Raw genomic sequence first — 19,544 nt, forward strand, 5'->3', positions numbered from 1 at the left:
CCAGATTACAAGTGGAGTTGAGGGCTGGCTCAATTTGTACGAAGATAGGCGATCATTATAGAAAGGCTTGCGGGCACTATACGAAGGTTTGCCGGAGCATACGTCATTACCATATAGGCGCACGTTCTGGTGACCTCACGAGCCGATCGAGCGCAGGGTTGAATGTCCTGACGAAGCAGCAGGCGTCGTACAGAACCGCCATATCGCACTGGTCACGTAGAGGCATTCACTTGGGTTGCGCGCCGACCAACCAAATACTGACGCAAGGCAAATGGTCAAAGTCCGCTCTATCAACAACCACGAGTGCGCCGCTAAGGCGGTCCCGAAAGCCGGCGCGCCGGTCCGCTTTCGCCGCAGTCACCATTTCTTTTCCAACAGGTCCTTCAGCGCCGCATACTCCAGCATGGCATCGGCCAGCAGCCGCCTCAACCGCGTATTTTCATCCTCCAGCTTCTTCAACCGCTTGGCTTCTGACATTTCAATCCCACCGAACTTAGCCTTCCATTTGTAGATGCTGACATCGCTGATACCGTGCTTGCGGCATAGATCAGCGACCGAAACGCCGGCCTCGTGCTCCTTCAATATTTCGAAGATCTGCTCTTCCGAAAAGCGGCTGCGCTTCATGCTCTGGTGCTCGTCTTGGGCCAAAACGAACTTCATAGTGGATCAAGCCCACGCAGTGCGCGGGTCGTCGGATTGATAATCCGAGTACAAGTGAAGTCATGAGCCTCTTCGCTGCAGACCTCAGCAATATGGTTTAGGTCGCCGTCGCGTCGTAAGTCGAATTCTGGCTTATCGGCAGGACAAATGACGATAGAATGGCTTCCATTCCAAAGTCCCACCTTGGTTAAGAACGAAATTGGACCAAGCGTCGGCAATGAGCGCTGCTTGGTCACCCCATCCTCACGTATAGTTGCATCCATCCGCGAATCTGGCGCATGGCCGCGCGGCGGGTTCCTGACACTTGACATTACATTGAGATCCTTTGAGGCTTCCGCAGCCACGGAGATCATGACGGACGCACAGGTTAGCGGCGGCGTCACCTCTCACGTCATAAGCGAAACCGATGAGGCAATCTGCTTAGGTTTTGGTCGGTGCCTTGCAGCCAGATGCAGTTCGCCGACGGTCCGGCGGGCATCGCGTGTGGATACTGGAGCCGCGACTTTACAAGAGCCCCTGATGAGACCACTCATTTTACTGAGCCTAAGACTTCGGACATTCGTACTCTTTTGCTGCTCGTTGGCCGCCGGCTCGAGAGCCTACAACTTGACGCTACGTGCAATTCAACCCTTTTGAGACCTCCTCGCGTACATATTTCTAAATTCGCCTGTCATATGCGGGCGGCCAGCTTGCTCACGCCTAACATTGCCGAACGTCCAGACCGGGTGCCGAGTTCCCTCGTCTTGTCGGCGAGGTTGTCCTGATTCCGGTATCGAGGAACTGCACGATGCCGATCGGCATGACTGCCAGCATGGCATGTCCTATTTTGAACGGAGGGCGTTGGTATACCCGGTCGGTTTGGAGGCATCTGCGGCATCCCCCATTTTGGAGCGCTCGATTGAGCGCTTTTCAGCGAGGCGCCGTGGAGCAGAATCACCGTCGTAATGTTTCGCGTCGACCTTGTCGAACCGATCCCGGATGGCGAAACGTTGTTGAAGTCGAGTCCGCCCGTGAGCGCGATCTTTGGGTCTGGCGGCAGCATCACCTCGGCCTCGGCGCGGGGCCTCACGACGAGAAGTCTCGCGAAGATCATAGCTGCACTGAACGTCCGGTGGTTGACTACGGCCTCCGCAGCGCGTTCGCTCAAGGCCACCACCCCTAGTCTTCGGCTCAATCAGCATCGCTTGATGGCATAGCCATGCAGCCGAATCCGGCCGGGGGTCCCGATCGGCCTTGATGGTGCGCGAGGATCGACGCCAGAGACAACCGAGACGCTGCGCGGCTCGGTTCGACAATAGCCCGGTGCGGCGCCAGGCGCACGCGCAAAAGAGCATCAACCGAAGAGCTCAAGCTCGTGGAAGCTGGACCTCATCTCTGGTCTTTGCCAGAGCATCGTAAATTCTGATCTGAAGCATAGGAAAGCGCTTCTTTAGCTCCTCCGCTCCTGCCCAAGCTGCATCTCTGCTCGCAAATTCGGTTTTCAATCGGCCATCGACCTCGAGCGCATAGCCAGAAGTCAGTCCGCGTGTGGGGGCGACCATTTTTTTCCTTTCGCAGGTTAGTCTGATCGATGACCACTGCTTAACCTGAGTCGCCCGGACCGAGCCAGCAAGTCGGAGACTGGCATCTTCTGCAAGGTCGGAGATGCAGGGGAATGCCGATATCGGAAGTCCGGTCAGAATTCGTACAAACACCGCCTAGGAAACCATTTGCGCCGACCGAATAGTAGACGAGCTGAGGCTTGCCATTGGCGCTTTTAGCGGCGCAGAACGCCCGCATCCGTCAGACGATTGCATTGCTATCGACGCTGGTGCCCTCGAGAAAGACTACGGGGCGCTTTTTGCCTTTGGTCAGCCCCTGTAGGGTTCGGCTGAGTGCCACGATTCTCGAAAGGATGACCAATAATCACCACGACGAACCAATGTGTGCAAGGTTGAGCTACATCAACGGTGTCGACCTCCCGATGTGCGACGATATGGCCGTCGCTCATCAAGCAATCTGAATCGCATGCGTCGAGCATTCACCTCGTGGCTTTGCCGGCCAGCCCTTTTGGGATGGCGGGATATCGCGTCGGCACCGTTCGATTGCGCGATCGAGCTTGCCGTGATCGATGACAAGCGGCGTCCGCTGGGCTTCCGCTGCATTCGCCGCGCGGATGGGTGGCTCGATTTAGACACGATGCAACCCGTAGCAGCAGAGCCGACACACTGGCGCTACTGGCAGCCAGACGTGCTGCCGAAAAGCTGCTGCTGACTGTGGCGCGGATTGACCCATCAGCAGGTTAGCCTCTCCTGGTCTTACGACGCTGACCATCGCATCCGCGGCTTTACTGGTGTGTTTCCACTACTTCGATCGGCCGTGATCACTGACTGGCTGGTCATCGGCGATAGCGCGCCAGGCTGCGCCATCGAGATCGTCATACTGCCCGCTCTTGAGCGACCAGAGAAAGCCGAGCAGGCCTACAAAGCCAAGTACGAGAGCCAGCGGCACCAATATGACCAAAACCTCCATCAGACCGTCTCCCTCGCACGCGCCCTCAGCGCATTGAGCATAACGATCACCGACGAACCCGACATCGCCGCCGCCGCGATCAGGGGCGTGACCAGGCCGGCGATCGCGATCGGCACGGCTAGCACATTGTAAACGACGGCAAGCCAAAGATTTTCCCGCATCAGCCGCAACGCCTTGCAGGACACCTTGACCGCGACCATGACCGGCGTGAGCCGCTCACCCAGGAAGACAGCATCGGCGACTGCCTGGCTCATGTGGGTGGCTGTAACGGGCGACATCGAAGCGTGCGCCGCGGCCAAAGCTGGCGCGTCATTCAAGCCGTCGCCGACCATCAATACCTTGCAGCCCTGGCGCGCCAGTTCCTCGATCCGGTCGATCTTGTCGACCGGAGAGACCTCCGCACGCCATTCATGCACGCCCAGCATCCTCGCCGCATGCCGGACCGCGGGCTCGCGATCCCCGGACACGATCTCGACGGCGATGCCCATGCGGGTCAACGCTGCGATCACCTCCGCCGCGTCCGGCCGCAGCCGCTGCCGAACCGCGAACGCATACCTGCTCTCGCCGTGGCTGAATGCGACGACGGAAGCCTCCGGATCGCGGCACAGAATCTCATTGGCGAGGTCGTCGGCACCGCAGAATGACGGGCGGCCCAGCCGGATTGCACGCCCCTCATGGAAGCCGTGCACGCCCTGACCAGGCTCTTCCTGAATGTCCGGCAGCGGCGAAGCCGCGCCCGCCTTGCGCGCGACCGCGGCGGCGACCGGATGACGGCTCGAGAGTGCGAGCCGGCCCGCAAGCTTCACGACATCGTCCGGGATGTCCGCGAGGTTGGCAACATCGAGCTCGGGCAGCGTCAACGTGCCAGTCTTGTCGAAGATCACCCGGTTAATCTCGGCGATCCGTTCGATCGCATCGCTGGCGTTGAGCAGCACGCCAGAGCCAAACAGCGCGCCGGATGCAACGGTCTGCACGGCGGGAATGGCAAGTCCCAGCGCGCAGGGACAGGTGATGATCAGGACTGCAATCGCGGTCACGATCGAATCATGAAAACTTGCGCCATAGGCCAGCCAGCCGAGCATCGTGAGCAACGCGGTCGCGTGTACGACCGGGGCGTAGAGCCTCGAGGCCCGCTCCGCAAGACGCAGATAGCGCGAGCGCGCCTGCAGCGCGTGATCGAGCAGCCGGCTTATCTCGTCGAGCAGCGTTCCGCCCGAGGCCGCCGACGCGCGGACACGCAACGTGCCGGATCGGATCAGCGTGCCCGCGAACACCGCGCTGCCGGGCGCCGCCATTGCCGGCAAGGTTTCGCCCGTGATCAGGCTCTGATCGACCTCCGAGCGGCCCTCGATCACATTGCCATCGACCGCGCAGCGCTCGCCGGGCCGCAGCAGCACGATGTCGCCGGGCCGGATCGCGGCTGCCGGGACCGTCTTGATCTCGGTCGAACTGACGAACTTCGTCGCCGTCTCCGCCTTGAGCGCGGCGAGATTTCCGGCGAAAGCGCGGGTGCGGCGCCGCATGTTCTGGTCAAGGTAGCGGCCGGCGAGCAGAAACGCGATCAGCATGATCGCGGCATCGAAATAGGCGTGTTCGGCGTGGTTGATGGTCTCGATCACCGAAGTCGCCAGGGCGAGCACGATGCCGATGCTGATCGGCACGTCCATGTTGACGCCGCGCGCCCGCAGCGCTGACAACGCCGACGAGAAGAAGGGCTGCGCGGAGTAAGCGGCCGCCGGCAGCACGATCAGCGCCGACAGCCAGTGGAAGAAGTCGCGCTGCTCCGGCAGCATGTCGGAGACGTTGCCGGACCATACCGGGACCGACAGCATCATGACGTTCATCGCCGCAAAGGCGGCGACACCCAACCGGCGCAACAGGCCTTGCGCACGCCGGGCCTCCTGGGTTTCGGCATCGTCCCGTTCGAACGGATAGGCCTTGTAACCGAGCTCGGCGAGCCGGCTCACGAACAGCGCCGGTTCGAGGGTGCCGGCCTTCCATTCCAGCGCCAGACGACTGTCGGTGAGGTTGACGCGGGCCGAGGTGACGTCGGGAATGTTCGAGAGGTTGCGCTCGATCTTGGCCATGCAGCCCGCGCAGTTGATGCCCTCGACCGCAAGATCGAGGTGGACGAGCCCGGCTCCGGCGTTCTTCAAATAATGCGAGAAATCGATATCCGCGTGCATGCGGCGCGCCTTCAGTTCAGGACAATGCGGTTCTTCGACAGGAACATGCGGCGACCGTCGGCATCGCCCTCGATCACAAGGTCCCACTGCCCTGCGGAAACTCCCTCGGCACGACCGCGATAGCTTCCGAGACCGGCCTCACTGACCTCGATCGCCCGATCGGCCCGACGATCAATCGGTCGCTCGAGCCGGGCGAAGAAACTCAGCCCCGTCAGGGGCGTGCCGGCACGGTCGCGCGCCTCGAGTGCGATCGCGGCAGTGCCATCGGGTTGCCGATCAATATGCGCCTGGACCTGCCAGTCACGCTCGTTCTGCTGCCGCGCGGCCACGATCTCGCGCTGATAGGCGAGGCTTGCGCTGTAGGCGCTGTCGACCTCGGTGCCTGGCAGCGTCGTGATGGCAAGCCGCATCATGACGATGTTGACGCCGATGACCACAGCGAAGAACGCGATCGTCGTGATCAGGACGAAACGTCCGGTGATGGGCCGCGCGGCTGGACTTGAGGCTGCCATGATGAAATCTCGCCGTTACGGAAGAACAAAATGGTCGGTTGCCGAGGCGACTTCGCCGAGCCCGATGTCAGTGATACGGAATGTAACCGGCACCGATTTTTCCGCCTTTTCATCAAACGGGGCGGTCACCAGCACACGCAGTTCGGTGGTGGTGTCGCGGCCAAGGACGATCATCGGCCGGTCCGGCGTCACGGAATCCGCGCCGATGACGTGAAGCTTGGCCTCGGCTGGCCCATCGATATCGATCGCGATCACACGATCGAAGCCGCGCTTGTTGAGGAATCGCAGCGTATAGCCGTTACGGGCCGCCCCGTCGCTGAGCCTCACCCCGATCGGGTTGCGATCATGCAGCACGTTGACGTCGAGCAGGGTCCGCGACATCAAAGCGTAGAGCATCACCGCGCAGACCACGGTGATCAGGCCGGCATAGACCACCGTCCGTGCCCGAACCGGCTTGAAGATCTCTACCTTGCCGGCGATACGGCGCTGGACATTGATGTCGTTGTCGTATCCGATCAGGCCGGTCTTGCGGCTGACCTTGGTCATGACGGCATCGCAGGCATCGATGCACAGGCCGCACTGGATGCAGCCGAGCTGCGCGCCATCACGGATGTCGATGCCGGTCGGACACACGGCGACGCACTGGTTGCAATCGATGCAATCGCCGGCCTTCTCGCCGAGCGCGCGGATGTCAAACGCCTTCTTCACCGAGCAACGCGGCTCACCGCGATCGTATTTATAGGTGACGTTGAGCGCCCATTCGTCGGTCAGCGCGGCCTGGATCCGCGGCCACGGGCACATATAGACGCAAACCTGCTCGCGCATGTAGCCGGCGAGCAGATAGGTCGACGCGGTCAGGATCGCGATCCAGACATAGGCGACCGCCGGGGCCTGAAAGGTCGCCAGATCGCGCACCAGGGTCGGCGCATCGGCGAAGTAGAGCACCCAGGCGCCACCGGTCCACCAGGCAATCATCAGCCAGATTGCGTGCTTCAATGCACGGCGACCGGCGCGCCTTACGGTCATTGGGCCAGCGTCGGCCTTGATCTGGGCGCGGCGGTCACCTTCTACCAGCCGCTCGACGGCATAGAAAAGATCCGTCCAGACCGTCTGTGGGCAGAGATAGCCGCACCAGATGCGGCCGCCCAGCGCATTCATCAGGAACAAGGAGAGGGCCGCGAGCACCAGAAGGCCGGTGAAGTAATAGACCTCCTGCGGCCACAGCTCGATGAAAAAGAAGTAGAAGCGACTGTTGGGAAAATCGATCAGCACGGCCTGATCAGGCGCGCCGAGACCGCGATTCCAGCGCACGAACGGCAGCAAATAGTAGACGCCGAGGCAGATAGCCATCAGCCGCCATTTGATCGAGCGGAAGCGGCCGGAGACGCTCTGCGGGTACACCTTCTTGCGAGGCGCGTAGAGCGGCCCGTCTTCGTCGGTTATGAATTGATCAGGCGACGCGGACTTGTTCATGGGTTGCTCGATGAGGCGTCGTTGAAACCTACATCCCTGCACCAGGTCCGGGTTTGACCTCGGTCAATGATACCGGACGCCCTCGCGGCGGCAGCTATTTGCCGCCGCCCAACGAATGCACATAGACCGACAGCGCCTTGACGGTAACGGGGTCCAGACGACCGACCCAGGCCGGCATCACGCCGGCGCGGCCGTTGGTGATGGTCTCGACCAGCGTCTCCTCGTCGGAGCCATCGAGCCAGATCTGGTCGGTCAGGTTCGGCGCGCCGAGTTCCGGATTGCCCTTGCCGTTGTCGCCGTGGCAACTCGTGCAGTTCTCGGTGAAGAGCTTTTTTCCTGCCGCGGCGTCGAACTTCGGCGCGGTGGAAAGGCCCGACAGCGAACGCACATAGTTGGCGACGGTCACGATCTCGTCCTTCTTCAGAATGCCGTCGCGACCGAACGCCAGCATCTGCCCTTCGTGCGTCTTGGCGTGTCCCGACCGCGCGCCGAACTGGATTGTCTGCATGATCTGGTCAAGCGAGCCGCCCCACAGCCAGTCGTCGTCGTTCAGGTTGGGAAAGCCCTTGGCGCCGGCGCCACCGCTGCCGTGACAGGGCGCGCAATTATCGGCAAACACGGTCTTGCCGCGCGCGCGAGCCAGCGCCAGCAAGGCCGGATCCTTCTCGATGTCGGCGAGCGAGGCGATGCCCAGCACCGCCATCTTCTCGCCGCGCAGCTTCTCCAGATCGGCAAGGTCGGTCGCGACACTGGCACGGGTAGAATACTGGAACAGACCGGTGGTGTAGCCCGACACCAGCGGCCAAGCCGGATAGACGACCCAGTAACCGATCGCCCAGATGATCGTTGCATAGAACGTCAGGACCCACCACCGTGGCAGCGGCGTGTTCAGTTCCCTGATGCCGTCCCACTCATGACCGGTCGTGCTGCGACCGGAAACGCGGTCGATCTCATTGTGCTCGCTCATGATCGGTCAGTCCTCCCGCAGCGGCATCCGAGCTGCAGCATCGAAGAGAGATTTGTTGCGGGGCCAGAGCGCGTAGACGACGATCGCTACGAAGATTCCAACGAACATCGGCGTCCAGAGTGTGCCGACCAGGCTCGACGCAAAATTCTCGGCTTGAATGATCGCTTTCATGCTCGTGCCCTCAGCGCAGATTGGCTTTTTCGTTGTAGAGCTTGAAGTCGACGAGCGTGCCGAGCATCTGCAGATAGGCGATCAATGCGTCGAGCTCGGTCGGATTGCCGCCCTTGCCGTCGAAGTTGCGGACCAAGGCCTTCGGATAGCGCTTCTGAAAAGCATCAGAGCCGGGGCTGTCGGGATCGACCTGCGCCTTGATATCGGCGACCGCGTTGGCAATCTGCTCGTCGGTATAGGGTACGCCGACCGCGCGATTGGTCCGCAGATGAGCCGTGGCGTCGGACGGGTCGAGTTCCGTCTTGGCGAGCGAGGGGTACCCGGGCATCACCGACTGCGGAACGATCGAGCGCGGATTGATCAGGTGAGTGACGTGCCAATCGTCGGAATATTTGCCGCCGACGCGCGCCAGATCCGGCCCGGTGCGCTTGGAGCCCCACTGGAACGGGTGGTCGTACATGCTTTCCGCGGCGAGCGAATAGTGGCCATAGCGCTCGACCTCGTCGCGCAGCGGGCGGATCATTTGCGAATGGCAGAGATAGCAGCCCTCGCGGACATAGATATTGCGACCGGCGAGCTCGAGTGGCGTGTAGGGCCGCACGCCATCGACCGCTTCGATCGTGCTCTTCAGGTAGAACAGCGGCGTGATCTCGACCAGCCCACCGATGGCAATGACGACGAGAATACCGGCGATCAGGATGATCGAGTTCTTCTCAAAGATCTTGTGTCGATTCCAGAAGGACATTGCGCGACCTATTCGGCAGGCTGGAGGGCAGCGGCGCCCTCGGCTTCGCTGGCTTTGCCGGCATTGACCGTCATCCAGAGATTGACGGCCATGATCAGGGCCCCGATCAGGAACAGCGCGCCGCCGGCTGCACGGATGATGTAGAAGGGATGCATGGCCTCGACGGACTCGATGAAGGAGTATTCGAGGAAACCGAGCGAGGTGTAGGCCCGCCACATCAGGCCCTGCAGGATTCCCGAGACCCACATCGCGGAAATGTAGAGCACGATGCCGATCGTCGAGATCCAGAAGTGCCAGTTGACCAGCTTCAGGCTGTACAATGGGCGATTCCACAGCCAGGGGACCAGGCAGTAGAGCGCGCCGAATGAGACGAAGCCGACCCAGCCGAGTGCTCCGGAATGCACGTGGCCGATGGTCCAGTCAGTGTAGTGGCTCAGCGAATTGATGACCTTGATCGACATCATCGGGCCTTCGAAGGTCGACATGCCGTAGAAGGCGACCGAAACCACCATCATGCGCAGCACGGGATCGGTGCGCAGCTTGTCCCAGGCTCCCGACAGCGTCATCAGACCGTTGATCATACCGCCCCAGGACGGCATCCAGAGCATGATCGAGAAGGTCATGCCGAGCGTCTGCGCCCAGTCCGGCAGCGCCGTGTAGTGCAGATGATGCGGGCCGGCCCAGATGTAGAGGAAGATCAGGGCCCAGAAATGGATGATCGAAAGCCGGTATGAATAGACCGGACGCTCCGCCCGCTTCGGAATGAAGTAGTACATGATCGCCAGGAAGCCGGCGGTCAGGAAGAACCCGACCGCGTTGTGGCCGTACCACCACTGGAACATCGCATCCTGCACACCGCCCCAGGCGATGTAGGACTTCGAGCCGAGGAAGGAAACCGGCAGCGCGGCATTGTTGCCGAGGTGGAGCACCGCGATTGTGATGATGAACGCCAGGTAGAACCAGTTGGCGACGAAGATATGCGGCTCCTTGCGCTTCACCAGCGTCATCAGGAACACGAGCAGATACGTCACCCAGATAATCGTCAGCCAGAAGTCGGCGTACCATTCCGGCTCGGCGTATTCCTTCGACTGGGTCACGCCGAGCAGGTAGCCGGTACCGGCGATCAGGATGAAGAAGTTGTAGCCCGCCACCACGAACCAGGGCGCGAGGTCGCCGGCAAGGCGCGTGCGGCAGGTCTTCTGCACGACGTAGAACGAAGATGCGATCAGGACGTTGCCGCCGAACGCGAAGATCACGGCCGACGTATGCAGCGGCCGCAGCCGGCCGAATGTCGTCCAGGGCAGATCGAAGTTCAGCGCCGGCCAGGCCAGCTGCATCGCGATGATCAGACCGACGGTGAAGCCCGCGATGCCCCAGAACATCGCCATCGCAGACGCGAACTTGATCGGTCCGAGATAGTAGTTGGGACGCCCGCCGATCTCCGCAGGAGGCAGTTGGGCCGGACGGTCAAGGTAGCGATTACCGATCATGACCACGGAGATCAGGCTGGCGACACAAGCAAGCGACGCGTGAAGACTGAACGCCGCATCGTGCCCCATCGCCGCGCCCAGAAAGCTAACGAAGGCAAAAACCGCAAGTGCCGATGTCAAGCCGGCTTCGCCCATCGTCATCGACTTTGAAATGGAAGATGGACTGGTCATGTGGAAGCTTTCTTTGGATGCGGTGGCGTCATGGAAACCACAATCTCGCCGCTGGCCACTTGATCGGCGTCAATTTCTGCGCCACGCCGCGCGCTGCCGGCGCCGCGGATCAGCGCCGTCAGGGTCAGTTCATTCGGACAGTATCGTGCCGGACTGGCCCGCCTTTCCCGCGCGAGATCCGCGGCGCAGCGAGCCTTCTCATGGCATAGACCGCACATCCGCTGCAGATCACGCAACACATCGCAATGGGACGAAGCGAGCGTCTGCTCGGACAAACCTGCATGCTCGAGACGCTTGCTGAGCAACTCCGGTGAACCTTGCTCACGGGCAAGCGCACGAAGGTCCGACGTCGCGAGATTGAGCTCGTGAGCGATCTCGTCGACCTCCCTGGCGGTCAACAGATCGAATTCGTGTCGACGCGCAAGAAATGCGCGCAAGCGAGCGAGAAGCTTCTCGAATTGCGGCGAGCTATTGCCAGCTGATCGGTCGGTCATTTCTCACCCCTTTTGGCTCTCCACCTCTAGCCGAAGGATCCGATTGTCGATTTGATCTTGATCAAGCGCGCGATATCGCGGCAATCGATCGCGACGGCCGTCTATGGGTCGCTAGCCGCCCCACGCCGACGGCAAAGCTGGCGGCGTTCGAAGCTCCATGGAATCGGCAAAGATCGTCCAGTCGCGGACGCCCTTCTGTCTGCAGAAGTCGGCCTCGGCCAGCTGTGCAGCCGCGGAAAGCGAGACCGCGTCGACCTTGAATGCTGCCTGGCAGGCGCGATGTTCGTGGCCGGTATCGTCGCAAACCGTCTTGATGAAACGAACGTCAAATGATGTCATGGGACCCTCGCATGGGCTGATTCCTTGCTCATGCTGCCATTGGTACGAGACGCCCGTATTGATCTGCCGCAACGGAATGCTCTGAGGCGCGGCTATCTTACCGCCAGGAACAGGAGCGACGCGCTATTCGCGACGTGCGGCTCACATGGTCAGGAACTGCGAACGGATCGGACGAGTACTATTTGTGGTCAGATGTCCAGCCTGTGGACGACGGCCGGACTGCCGGTATTGACGTTGCTTTGCTGCTGACGGTCGATCCGCAGGCAACGACCGCGAAGCCCACGATCACCAAGATCGTAATCAATGTTGCGGCGAATCCCACGACACCGGCGCCGACCACCGCAGTTGCGGTCAACGGGATCAGAATGATTACGGGGCGAACGATCATCCTGCCATCTCCTTCGCTTTCGCTGCTCGTTCGTCTTCCGCGGATTGGATATAGAAACCGGAATAAGTGTCGACGTAGCACAGATGATCGTGCACTTCCTTGACGCCGGCGACATTCTCCGCCGCGACAATTGCCGCCTGCCTCGCCCGCTCGTCCACGATGATCCCCCGCATGTGCACCACGCCGTTGCGCACCGAGACTTGCAGCCCGAGCGGACACCAATTTGCACCGTCGAGTGCGCGCACGATGCGATCGTGGACGTGCTTGTCATCAGCCGTAGGATCCGGGATCTGGTGCGCGATAGACGCGACTGCCCGCAGTAGATCGGCACGTGTCACGAGGCCAACGAGGCGCCACTCGCGCATCACTGGCAGCCGTTTAACGCCCATCTTCTCCATGAGATTGACCAGATCAGGTAAGGGCGTTTCTTCCGTCACGGTGACGGGATCACACGACATGATCTCTCCGACCTTCCGCCCGCGCTCACGGACAAAGTCCGAGGCTGCATGACCGGAACCGAGAAGGAACTGAAGCCAGCGGCCGCGCCGGCGTTGCGTACCGATCTCGCTTCGCCGCAAAACGCCGCTTTCCGACAGGATTCCGACCAGTCTTCCAGACGATTCGACCACCGGCAGACCGCTGACATGATGATCCATCATCAACTAGGCGGCCTCGATAATGGAGGTCTCGGTTCCAACAGTAATGAGATGTCTCGTCATGATCTGGTGTGCGCGCATAGCCGTTCTCCTTTCAACGCCCACACCAAGCTCGCACATGATCCGCGCGTTCATCTTGATCGTTCTCAATGCCCGCACTTGATGGGAATCAAGGCGCTACGACCATCATCGAAGACATTGGCAGTTAGTCAGGAGAACAAAATCATGTTGCAGCTGGTCGCCTCGATCGGAGCGCGCTCGCGATCGTTGTCTTGTCCCTCGTCCGGATGATCTTGCACGCAAATCGGCCTTCGTTGAGCCAGCCGGCCGGGTCCAGCCCTCCCCGGCACCATCGCCGTGGCCCGTTCTAGGCCGCCGGCGCCGCCTCGACCGTTCAGCGGAATTTTGACGTGCATCAATGCGGCATGACGCGTCCCGCCAGACGATGCCGTTCGAGCCGTGCGATCCGGAAAGCTATCGAGTTGACGCACATCAACACGCAATTGCCGGACGTATGGAAAGCAGGGCCTTCCTCAATGAAGGAGGTTGAACATGACAGACCACAGCGAAGCCCGTCCCATCTCCGACGCCATCCAAAGCTATGCGAAGCGCGCGATGGCCGTCCAGTCGCAATTCTCGGAGAAACTGGTCGAGGCAAACCAGCACTGGTTCGAGCAGATGCAGACCGAATCGAACGAGGCCTGGGAGCTCTTCCGCAGGTTCAATTCCACCGCCTCGGTCGCCGAGAAGATCACAGCGCTGCAGGACTGGGCCAAGGGCGTTACCGCGCGTAGCGCGAACGACGCGACGTACGCGATCGAGACCGCGCGTTCGCTGGGCACGATCGAGTTGAACCTGTTTGCACGAAAGACCAGCAGTGTCGACGAGGCTACTCAGAAGGCCGTCTGACATGCCCGTACCGGACGCTCCAGAGCGCCGAGGGCCCGGCGTCAGCGAGACATGGGAGGCGGTCGCGACGCCCCCTTCGATCGAAACCTTGAACTCGCCTTCATCGAAGGTAACGCGATTCACAAGCTCGTCTTCCCCGCCGCTGCATTCTGGGCGGCTGGATGAAGGCGGGGACCATCGAACGCATCCTGGTGCAGCCGACACATTGGCGTTCCTGGATCAAATAGGTCGTCCGCCCACTGTCTTGAACAGAGCAGCCAGTGGCAGCACGCCTCCGGACGTTGTAACATCAAATAGGTTGAGGGCTTTGCCGGGGAAATATGTCCGACCGCATTTGGTACCGCTATGGCACTGCCGCGGCAGCGGCCGCACTCGTATTTGCTGTGCGCGCGGGACTAGATAACTATTTCGAGGACCGGACCTTCACGATCATCTTTGTCCCGGCCGTGCTTTTTGCCGCTTTCGCCGGCGGCCGCGGTCCGGCGATCCTCACCACCCTGCTCTGCCTCGTCATTAGCGCCAAATTCCTCGGCAGGAGCCTGGTCACTGAACCTGCAAATCTGATCGATATCGCCTGTTTTGCTGTCCTCGGCCCGATCCTTGGCTTTATGGGTGACCGGCTACTGAAGGAGAGCGATCAGGCGCGAAATCGCCAAGCCCATCTGCAGTCGATCCTCGACACGGTCCCTGATGCGATGATCGTCATCGACGACCGCGGCATTATTCGCTCCTTCAGCGCTGCAGCCGAGCGCTTGTTTGGCTGGAAAGCGGACCAGGTCGTCGGACAGAACGTTTCGAACCTGATGCCCCAGCCGTATCGCGGCGAGCACGACCGCTATCTCGAGCGTTACCTTACGACCGGCGAGCGGCACATCATCGGCATTGGCCGTATCGTTGTCGGGGAACGAAGTGACGGCTCGACGTTCCCGATGGAGCTCGCCGTCGGCGAGGCCAAGGTAAGCGGAGAGCGCTTCTTCACCGGCTTTATCCGCGATCTCACCGAGCGTCGAGCGCAGGAACGGCGGCTTCAGGAGCTGCAGTCCGAGCTGGTGCATGTGTCGCGATTGACCGCCATGGGTGAGATGGCATCCTCAATCGCGCATGAGATCAACCAGCCGCTGTCAGCCATCACGAACTACATGCGCGGTGCGAAGGCGCTGCTGGCGTCGGAGATACCGGATGCTGCCCGCATTCGGGACGCGCTCGAGCGGGCCGCGCAGCAAGCGCTACGGGCCGGCGACATCATCAAGCGCCTGCGTGAATTTGTCGCGAAGGGCGAGACCCAACAGTCCCTGGAGAGCCCGGCGACCTTGCTCGAAGAGGCTGTCGCACTAGCGCTGCTCGGCGCCAAGGAGCAGGGCGTCCGGGTGGCGATCCGCAGCGACCGGGACATGCCCCCGATCATCGTCGACAAAATCCAGATTCAGCAGGTCGTGCTCAACCTGGTTCGCAACGCGATCGAGGCGATGGCCTTGGGCCCGCGCCGCGAATTGACCGTCGGCGTCACCAAGACTAACGGTGTTGCGACGTTCACCATCGCCGATACCGGCCCGGGCATCAGCCCCGATATCGCCGACCGTTTATTTCAGCCCTTTATCACGACCAAGGAGCATGGCATGGGCGTCGGCCTCTCGATCTGCCGGACCATCATCGAATCCCATGGCGGACGCATCGATGTGATGCCTAACGCTGGTGGCGGCACGGTTTTTCAGTTCATCCTCCCGTTCGCGGAGGACGGAGAAGAAGCATGACAACGCGGCGTACAATTCTCGTGATCGATGATGATCCAGCTGTGCGGGATTCACTGGCCTTCCTTCTTGACGTCAACGGCTTTGCGGTAATGTCTTATGAGGCGGCCACCGATTTTCTCGATCATCTCGCCGGCAGCACGGTCGACTGCATTGTATCTGATATCCGTATGCCCGGCATGAGCGGCCTCGAATTGGTCCGCAAACTCAAGGCCGACGCGGTCGCATGTCCCGTCATTCTGATGACGGGACATGGAGACGTCGCACTCGCGGTCGAGGCGATGAAGGCAGGCGCCGTTGACTTCATCGAAAAGCCGTTCGAGGACGAGGCGCTCTTGCGTGCAATCGGCGAAGCCTTGCAAACACAGTCGGCGCCCCCCGCCGACGGTACGGTCAAGCGCGAGGCCGAAGCTCGCCTTGTGGATCTCTCGCCGCGCGAACGTGACGTTCTGCGGGGGCTCGTGGCGGGCAAGATCAACAAGGTGATCGCCCACGACCTTGGCATCAGCCCACGAACAGTCGAGGTTTACCGGGCTAACTTGATGGCCAAGACCAATGTGCGCAGCATGTCGGAATTGATGCGGATCGCGATCGCTGCTGGGCTCTAGACATCCCTAGAAAGCGATCATTCATAAGATCAAGACGCGCCAAGCCCACGCTGGTGAGGCAGCACTTGGGCAAGCGTATCCCGGAATTTCGAGCCACGTACCGCCCGCTCGCAAAGGCATAAGTAATTATTCTGCGGGCGTCACCTGCCGCCAGAACGCAACATTGCATCGGATTGACGATAGATCGCCCTGCTCGTTGCCATACGAAAAAAGAACCCTGCTGCAGGATTCCGATAGGGGGCTTTATCGCGAGTTAAATCTCGCGTTCCAATAGTCTGTGCCGGCTTTCAGGCGAGCCCATATTGCTTTGCCCATGCCCAGGTCAGATCGGGCAACCCGTTTGGGCGGCAAACCGGTTAGTGAAACGCGGTGAATTTCAAGATCTCTCTTACGCAGCGCATCGTCGAGCGGGGGCGACGCGGAGAGTGCGTTGAAGAGCATTTGCTGTCACTGGATTCGAGCAATCCGCGCACACGCACCGTCGCCCTCCAATTAAACTTGCGCACGGGCCGGCAGGCCGCACTGATCGATCTCAAGCAGCAGCTCGACGGCATCGAGCACGGTGGCAGTCGGCTTGATCGTCGCGAACGAACTACGCATCACATCGGTGGCGAGCATTGTCATCTCTCCTATTCAACACATGTGTTGGCCGCCATTGATCGACAGCGTCGATCCGGTGATGAACCCTGCTTCGTCGGCAGCAAGAAACGCGACGGCACGGGCAATCTCCTCCGGCTGCCCCAGCCGCCCGACCGGGATCTGCGGCAGAATGGAATTCTGCATGACATCAGCCGGCACCGCGGCCACCATCTCGGTGTTGATGTAGCCCGGGCAGATCGCATTGACCGTGATGCCGAACCGCGCGCTTTCGAGCGCCAGTGCACGGGTGAAGCCGAGCTCGGCGGCCTTCGCCGCGGCATAGTTCGTCTGGCCGATCTGACCCTTCTGCCCATTGATCGACGAGATGTTGATGATCCGCCCGAACTTCCGCGCCCGCATGCCCTCGATGAGGGGTCGGCACATGTTGAACAGCGAATCGAGATCGGTTCGGATCACTGCATCCCATTGCAGCTTGGTCATTCGATGCAGTGTGGCGTCGCGCACGATACCGGCGTTGTTGACCAGGATGTCGATCGGGCCCAACGCCGCCTCCACCTCGCGGATGCCAGCTGCACAGGCCTGGAAGTTCGCGACATCCCACTGGAATACGGGAATTCCCGTCTGATCCTGAAACGACCACGCGGCTCCCGCATTTCCAGCATAGCAGGCCGCAACCCGGCATCCGGCGGCAGCGAGGGCACGCGAAATCGCGGCGCCAATTCCTCTGCTTCCACCCGTAACCAATGCGACGCGCGCCATGTCGGCTCCTCCAAGCTGGGTACAACATTTGCGCGAAGTACACGCTCGATGAATTGATCTCGCTCAATCAGAATCCACGACCGCGCATGAGGCAGATCAAATTTGTTCACCTCGACCCGTGCTTTGATAGTACTTGCTCTTCCACCCCCTTTGGAGAACGGCCCATGTTCAAGAACATCCTGGTCCACATTCCGACGGAGTTGTCGCCACGTCCCGCGGTCGACGGATCGGTTTCGCTCGCGCTCGGCACCGGCGCGCATCTCGACGCAATGGCGATCGGCTACGAGACCGCCAGCGTACCGCTCGTCGTTGAAGGCGGCGCGGCGGTCGCCTCCCTGTTCGAGGCTGAACATGAGCAGGCCCTCGAACGCGCCGAGGTTGCGCTGCGCGTCTTCGAAATCGAGGCGCGGAATGCGGGGATATCCTACGCGAGCCGCGCCGTGGGTGCGCTCCCCATCGATGCTCGCGAGATGATCTGCGCGAACGCGCGACTGCATGACCTGACCGTGGTGGTGCAGCCGCTGGGCGAATACAACAGCTACGACAACGTGATCCCGCGCGAGCTCTTGTTCCAAGCCGGGGGTCCTGTTCTGTTCATGCCCTATACATTCTACGGCGCGTTCTCGGCGAAGCGTATCGGGATCTGCTGGGATGGCAGCCGGCTTGCCGCCCGCGCCCTGCACGACGCAATGCCGCTGCTGCGCGCAGCCGATGCTCTCACCGTCCTCACCATCGATGGCGCCGATCCGATCCCCTCAGAAAGCTCCAGCGACCACTTGGTGCGCTACCTTGCAAAGGAAGGACTTCCGGCCAAGATCACGTCGTTGCCGGCGTCCAAGTCCGAGGTTCAGTCGATCCTGCTGTCGATCGCGGCGGATGAGAGCCTTGACCTTCTGGTGATGGGCGGATACGGCCACTCCCGCCTGCAGGAAACCCTGCTCGGCGGCGTGACGCGCGACATGCTGCGCGCGATGACCGTTCCGGTCCTGATGTCTCACTAAGCGCGAGCCGCACTGTGAAGCATCCAACCGGGACATTTCAGAGCCATATCGCTCGTGGCTTCGTGGTCATCAGCGCGATCTGCGCCGCGCTGGCTCCAGCCGCCGCGGACCAGGAACAAGGCCGTTGCCTTGCACAGCTCTACTGCGCCCGCTGCCATGCAATCGACCGGGTGAGCCCGAGCCCGCTGAGGATAGCACCTCCGTTCCGGACATTGCACGAACGTTATCCGGTCGAGATGCTGCAGGAATCACTGGCGGAGGGAATCGTCACCGGCCATCCGACCATGCCCCAGTTCAGCTTCGAGCCGGACCAGGTGGGCGACTTCATTCTGTTCTTGAAATCCCTCGAGCAAGGCCAAGCGGACCGTTGAGTCAGGTCAATGCGCGGAACGCACAAAGCCTCATTGTTCAAGCTTCAACACGGAGGTCCAGCATGCGCGCGCATCAGGTCATGACCAAGCATATCATCGCCGTCAGTCCGCACACCAAGATCCTGGATGCGGCCAATATCATGCTGCGATGCCACCTCAGCGGTCTGCCGGTGATGGACGAAGACGGCACGCTCAGGGGCATGGTGTCCGAGGGAGATTTCCTGGAACGCGGCGAGATCGGCACAGGACACAAGCGCTCGGCATGGCTGGAACTATTCACCGGCGTGGGTCGTGCCGCGACCGATTTCGTGCACGAGCGCGGCCGCAAGGTCGAGGATGTCATGACGGCGAACCCGATTACCGTCGAGGAGCAGACACCGCTCGACGAAATCGTGCATCTGATGCACAAGCACGCCGTGAAGCGGGTGCCGGTTGTGAAGGGCAAGACCATGGTCGGAATCGTCACCCGGGCGGACATCCTGCAGGCGGTTGCATCGCTGGCGCGCGAAGTTCCCGATCCGACCGCCGACGACAGCCATATCCGTGAACGGATCCTGCGCGAAATCAACGCCACCGGCTGGCGTCCCGCCGGCTTCCAGGTCTGGGTGCGCAACGGCGCCGTGCATCTGCACGGCCTGATTTTCGATGAACGAGCTCGCCAGGCCGCAATCGTGCTCGCCGAGAACACCTCGGGCGTCAGGGAAGTCCACGATCATCTCTGCTTCGTCGACGGCTACTCCGGCTACTACGTGGAATCGCCGGAAGACGTCAAGGCGGCTAGCTGA

Annotated in this window: 19 protein-coding genes and 2 pseudogenes; 6 read left to right on the top strand and 15 right to left on the bottom strand. The window is 61.2% G+C overall.

The window, feature by feature from the left end; translation table 11 throughout:
• Positions 1 to 363 precede the first annotated feature (363 nt).
• From ACSKB9_RS14045 to ACSKB9_RS14105, 13 genes and pseudogenes are all read right to left on the bottom strand, one after another.
• Positions 364 to 624 (bottom strand): annotated as a pseudogene (locus ACSKB9_RS14045) (transposase); the annotation flags it as partial.
• 2,379 nt (positions 625 to 3,003) lie between these two features.
• On the bottom strand, positions 3,004 to 3,171 hold the full coding sequence (ccoS, locus tag ACSKB9_RS14050; RefSeq protein ID WP_438073829.1) for a cbb3-type cytochrome oxidase assembly protein CcoS: 168 nt from the start codon (positions 3,169 to 3,171) through the stop codon (positions 3,004 to 3,006).
• Positions 3,171 to 5,357, bottom strand: a complete 2,187-nt coding sequence (locus ACSKB9_RS14055; protein ID WP_438073831.1) for a heavy metal translocating P-type ATPase — start codon at positions 5,355 to 5,357, stop codon at positions 3,171 to 3,173. The genes ccoS and ACSKB9_RS14055 overlap by 1 nt, the downstream gene beginning before the upstream one ends.
• Before the next feature lie 11 nt (positions 5,358 to 5,368).
• Entirely contained in the window at positions 5,369 to 5,869 is a 501-nt protein-coding gene (locus tag ACSKB9_RS14060; RefSeq protein ID WP_411780156.1) for a FixH family protein, read from the bottom strand.
• Positions 5,870 to 5,884: 15 nt separating this feature from the next.
• Entirely contained in the window at positions 5,885 to 7,342 is a 1,458-nt protein-coding gene (ccoG, locus tag ACSKB9_RS14065) for a cytochrome c oxidase accessory protein CcoG (RefSeq protein ID WP_411780154.1), read from the bottom strand.
• A gap of 94 nt (positions 7,343 to 7,436) precedes the next feature.
• Entirely contained in the window at positions 7,437 to 8,309 is an 873-nt protein-coding gene (gene ccoP / locus ACSKB9_RS14070; protein WP_438073833.1) for a cytochrome-c oxidase, cbb3-type subunit III, read from the bottom strand.
• 6 nt (positions 8,310 to 8,315) lie between these two features.
• Positions 8,316 to 8,480, bottom strand: coding sequence for a cbb3-type cytochrome c oxidase subunit 3 (locus ACSKB9_RS14075; RefSeq protein ID WP_411780152.1), 165 nt, complete (start codon positions 8,478 to 8,480; stop codon positions 8,316 to 8,318).
• 10 nt (positions 8,481 to 8,490) lie between these two features.
• Positions 8,491 to 9,225: a cytochrome-c oxidase, cbb3-type subunit II gene (gene ccoO, locus ACSKB9_RS14080; RefSeq protein ID WP_438073835.1), complete on the bottom strand. Its 735-nt coding sequence runs from the start codon at positions 9,223 to 9,225 to the stop codon at positions 8,491 to 8,493.
• Between the two features lie 8 nt (positions 9,226 to 9,233).
• Positions 9,234 to 10,856: a cytochrome-c oxidase, cbb3-type subunit I gene (gene ccoN, locus ACSKB9_RS14085; protein WP_411780204.1), complete on the bottom strand. Its 1,623-nt coding sequence runs from the start codon at positions 10,854 to 10,856 to the stop codon at positions 9,234 to 9,236.
• A gap of 26 nt (positions 10,857 to 10,882) precedes the next feature.
• Entirely contained in the window at positions 10,883 to 11,380 is a 498-nt protein-coding gene (locus ACSKB9_RS14090) for a hypothetical protein (protein WP_438073837.1), read from the bottom strand.
• A 111-nt stretch (positions 11,381 to 11,491) separates the two neighbouring features.
• On the bottom strand, positions 11,492 to 11,719 hold the full coding sequence (locus ACSKB9_RS14095) for a hypothetical protein (RefSeq protein WP_028332743.1): 228 nt from the start codon (positions 11,717 to 11,719) through the stop codon (positions 11,492 to 11,494).
• 178 nt (positions 11,720 to 11,897) lie between these two features.
• Positions 11,898 to 12,107 carry a hypothetical protein gene (locus ACSKB9_RS14100; protein WP_411780149.1) on the bottom strand — a complete coding sequence of 70 codons (210 nt, stop codon included), beginning with the start codon at positions 12,105 to 12,107 and terminating at the stop codon, positions 11,898 to 11,900.
• A pseudogene (locus tag ACSKB9_RS14105) lies at positions 12,104 to 12,844 on the bottom strand (CBS domain-containing protein). The gene ACSKB9_RS14100 and the pseudogene ACSKB9_RS14105 overlap by 4 nt, the downstream one beginning before the upstream one ends.
• A gap of 471 nt (positions 12,845 to 13,315) precedes the next feature.
• On the opposite strand from ACSKB9_RS14105, the gene ACSKB9_RS14110 reads away from it, so the two are divergent.
• The 3 genes from ACSKB9_RS14110 (at position 13,316) to fixJ (ending at position 16,028) form a co-directional block, all read left to right on the top strand.
• Complete coding sequence (locus ACSKB9_RS14110; protein WP_411780148.1) at positions 13,316 to 13,672, top strand: hypothetical protein; 357 nt, start codon at positions 13,316 to 13,318, stop codon at positions 13,670 to 13,672.
• A 320-nt stretch (positions 13,673 to 13,992) separates the two neighbouring features.
• On the top strand, positions 13,993 to 15,423 hold the full coding sequence (locus ACSKB9_RS14115; RefSeq protein ID WP_438073840.1) for a PAS domain S-box protein: 1,431 nt from the start codon (positions 13,993 to 13,995) through the stop codon (positions 15,421 to 15,423).
• Positions 15,420 to 16,028, top strand: coding sequence for a response regulator FixJ (fixJ, locus tag ACSKB9_RS14120; RefSeq protein ID WP_438073841.1), 609 nt, complete (start codon positions 15,420 to 15,422; stop codon positions 16,026 to 16,028). The genes ACSKB9_RS14115 and fixJ overlap by 4 nt, the downstream gene beginning before the upstream one ends.
• A 492-nt stretch (positions 16,029 to 16,520) precedes the next feature.
• Here the strand turns inward: fixJ and ACSKB9_RS14125 are convergent, their stop codons facing one another.
• Positions 16,521 to 16,646, bottom strand: a complete 126-nt coding sequence (locus ACSKB9_RS14125) for a hypothetical protein (protein WP_411780144.1) — start codon at positions 16,644 to 16,646, stop codon at positions 16,521 to 16,523.
• Positions 16,647 to 16,661: 15 nt separating this feature from the next.
• Positions 16,662 to 17,387 (bottom strand): acetoacetyl-CoA reductase, encoded by a 726-nt coding sequence (phbB, locus tag ACSKB9_RS14130; RefSeq protein ID WP_438073843.1) that lies wholly within the window; start codon positions 17,385 to 17,387, stop codon positions 16,662 to 16,664.
• A 164-nt stretch (positions 17,388 to 17,551) separates the two neighbouring features.
• Between phbB and ACSKB9_RS14135 the strand changes: the two genes are divergently transcribed.
• The 3 genes from ACSKB9_RS14135 to ACSKB9_RS14145 all read left to right on the top strand — a co-directional run bounded on the left by ACSKB9_RS14135 (position 17,552) and on the right by ACSKB9_RS14145 (position 19,544).
• Entirely contained in the window at positions 17,552 to 18,388 is an 837-nt protein-coding gene (locus tag ACSKB9_RS14135; protein ID WP_438073845.1) for a universal stress protein, read from the top strand.
• Positions 18,389 to 18,450: 62 nt separating this feature from the next.
• A complete protein-coding gene (locus ACSKB9_RS14140) occupies positions 18,451 to 18,759 on the top strand; it encodes a c-type cytochrome (protein WP_438080195.1) in 309 nt (102 codons plus the stop codon).
• 62 nt (positions 18,760 to 18,821) lie between these two features.
• Complete coding sequence (locus tag ACSKB9_RS14145) at positions 18,822 to 19,544, top strand: CBS domain-containing protein (protein ID WP_438073847.1); 723 nt, start codon at positions 18,822 to 18,824, stop codon at positions 19,542 to 19,544.

This window comes from Bradyrhizobium sp. BR 1433 (assembly GCF_051547665.1).
GTDB classification, from domain to species: Bacteria; Pseudomonadota; Alphaproteobacteria; order Rhizobiales; family Xanthobacteraceae; genus Bradyrhizobium; species Bradyrhizobium australafricanum.

Bases quoted from the DNA above. Each gene is read 5' to 3' on its own strand.
- ACSKB9_RS14125 (WP_411780144.1), bottom strand. From the start codon at position 16,646: ATGCTCGCCACCGATGTGATGCGTAGTTCGTTCGCGACGATCAAGCCG.
- ACSKB9_RS14110 (WP_411780148.1), top strand. From the start codon at position 13,316: ATGACAGACCACAGCGAAGCCCGTCCCATCTCCGACGCCATCCAAAGC.
- ACSKB9_RS14135 (WP_438073845.1), top strand. From the start codon at position 17,552: ATGTTCAAGAACATCCTGGTCCACATTCCGACGGAGTTGTCGCCACGT.
- ccoP (WP_438073833.1), bottom strand. From the start codon at position 8,309: ATGAGCGAGCACAATGAGATCGACCGCGTTTCCGGTCGCAGCACGACC.
- ccoO (WP_438073835.1), bottom strand. From the start codon at position 9,225: ATGTCCTTCTGGAATCGACACAAGATCTTTGAGAAGAACTCGATCATC.
- ccoN (WP_411780204.1), bottom strand. From the start codon at position 10,856: ATGACGATGGGCGAAGCCGGCTTGACATCGGCACTTGCGGTTTTTGCC.
- ACSKB9_RS14060 (WP_411780156.1), bottom strand. From the start codon at position 5,869: ATGGCAGCCTCAAGTCCAGCCGCGCGGCCCATCACCGGACGTTTCGTC.
- phbB (WP_438073843.1), bottom strand. From the start codon at position 17,387: ATGGCGCGCGTCGCATTGGTTACGGGTGGAAGCAGAGGAATTGGCGCC.
- ACSKB9_RS14145 (WP_438073847.1), top strand. From the start codon at position 18,822: ATGCGCGCGCATCAGGTCATGACCAAGCATATCATCGCCGTCAGTCCG.
- ccoS (WP_438073829.1), bottom strand. From the start codon at position 3,171: ATGGAGGTTTTGGTCATATTGGTGCCGCTGGCTCTCGTACTTGGCTTT.
- ACSKB9_RS14055 (WP_438073831.1), bottom strand. From the start codon at position 5,357: ATGCACGCGGATATCGATTTCTCGCATTATTTGAAGAACGCCGGAGCC.
- fixJ (WP_438073841.1), top strand. From the start codon at position 15,420: ATGACAACGCGGCGTACAATTCTCGTGATCGATGATGATCCAGCTGTG.
- ACSKB9_RS14095 (WP_028332743.1), bottom strand. From the start codon at position 11,719: ATGACATCATTTGACGTTCGTTTCATCAAGACGGTTTGCGACGATACC.
- ACSKB9_RS14090 (WP_438073837.1), bottom strand. From the start codon at position 11,380: ATGACCGACCGATCAGCTGGCAATAGCTCGCCGCAATTCGAGAAGCTT.
- ACSKB9_RS14075 (WP_411780152.1), bottom strand. From the start codon at position 8,480: ATGAAAGCGATCATTCAAGCCGAGAATTTTGCGTCGAGCCTGGTCGGC.
- ccoG (WP_411780154.1), bottom strand. From the start codon at position 7,342: ATGAACAAGTCCGCGTCGCCTGATCAATTCATAACCGACGAAGACGGG.
- ACSKB9_RS14115 (WP_438073840.1), top strand. From the start codon at position 13,993: ATGTCCGACCGCATTTGGTACCGCTATGGCACTGCCGCGGCAGCGGCC.
- ACSKB9_RS14100 (WP_411780149.1), bottom strand. From the start codon at position 12,107: ATGATCGTTCGCCCCGTAATCATTCTGATCCCGTTGACCGCAACTGCG.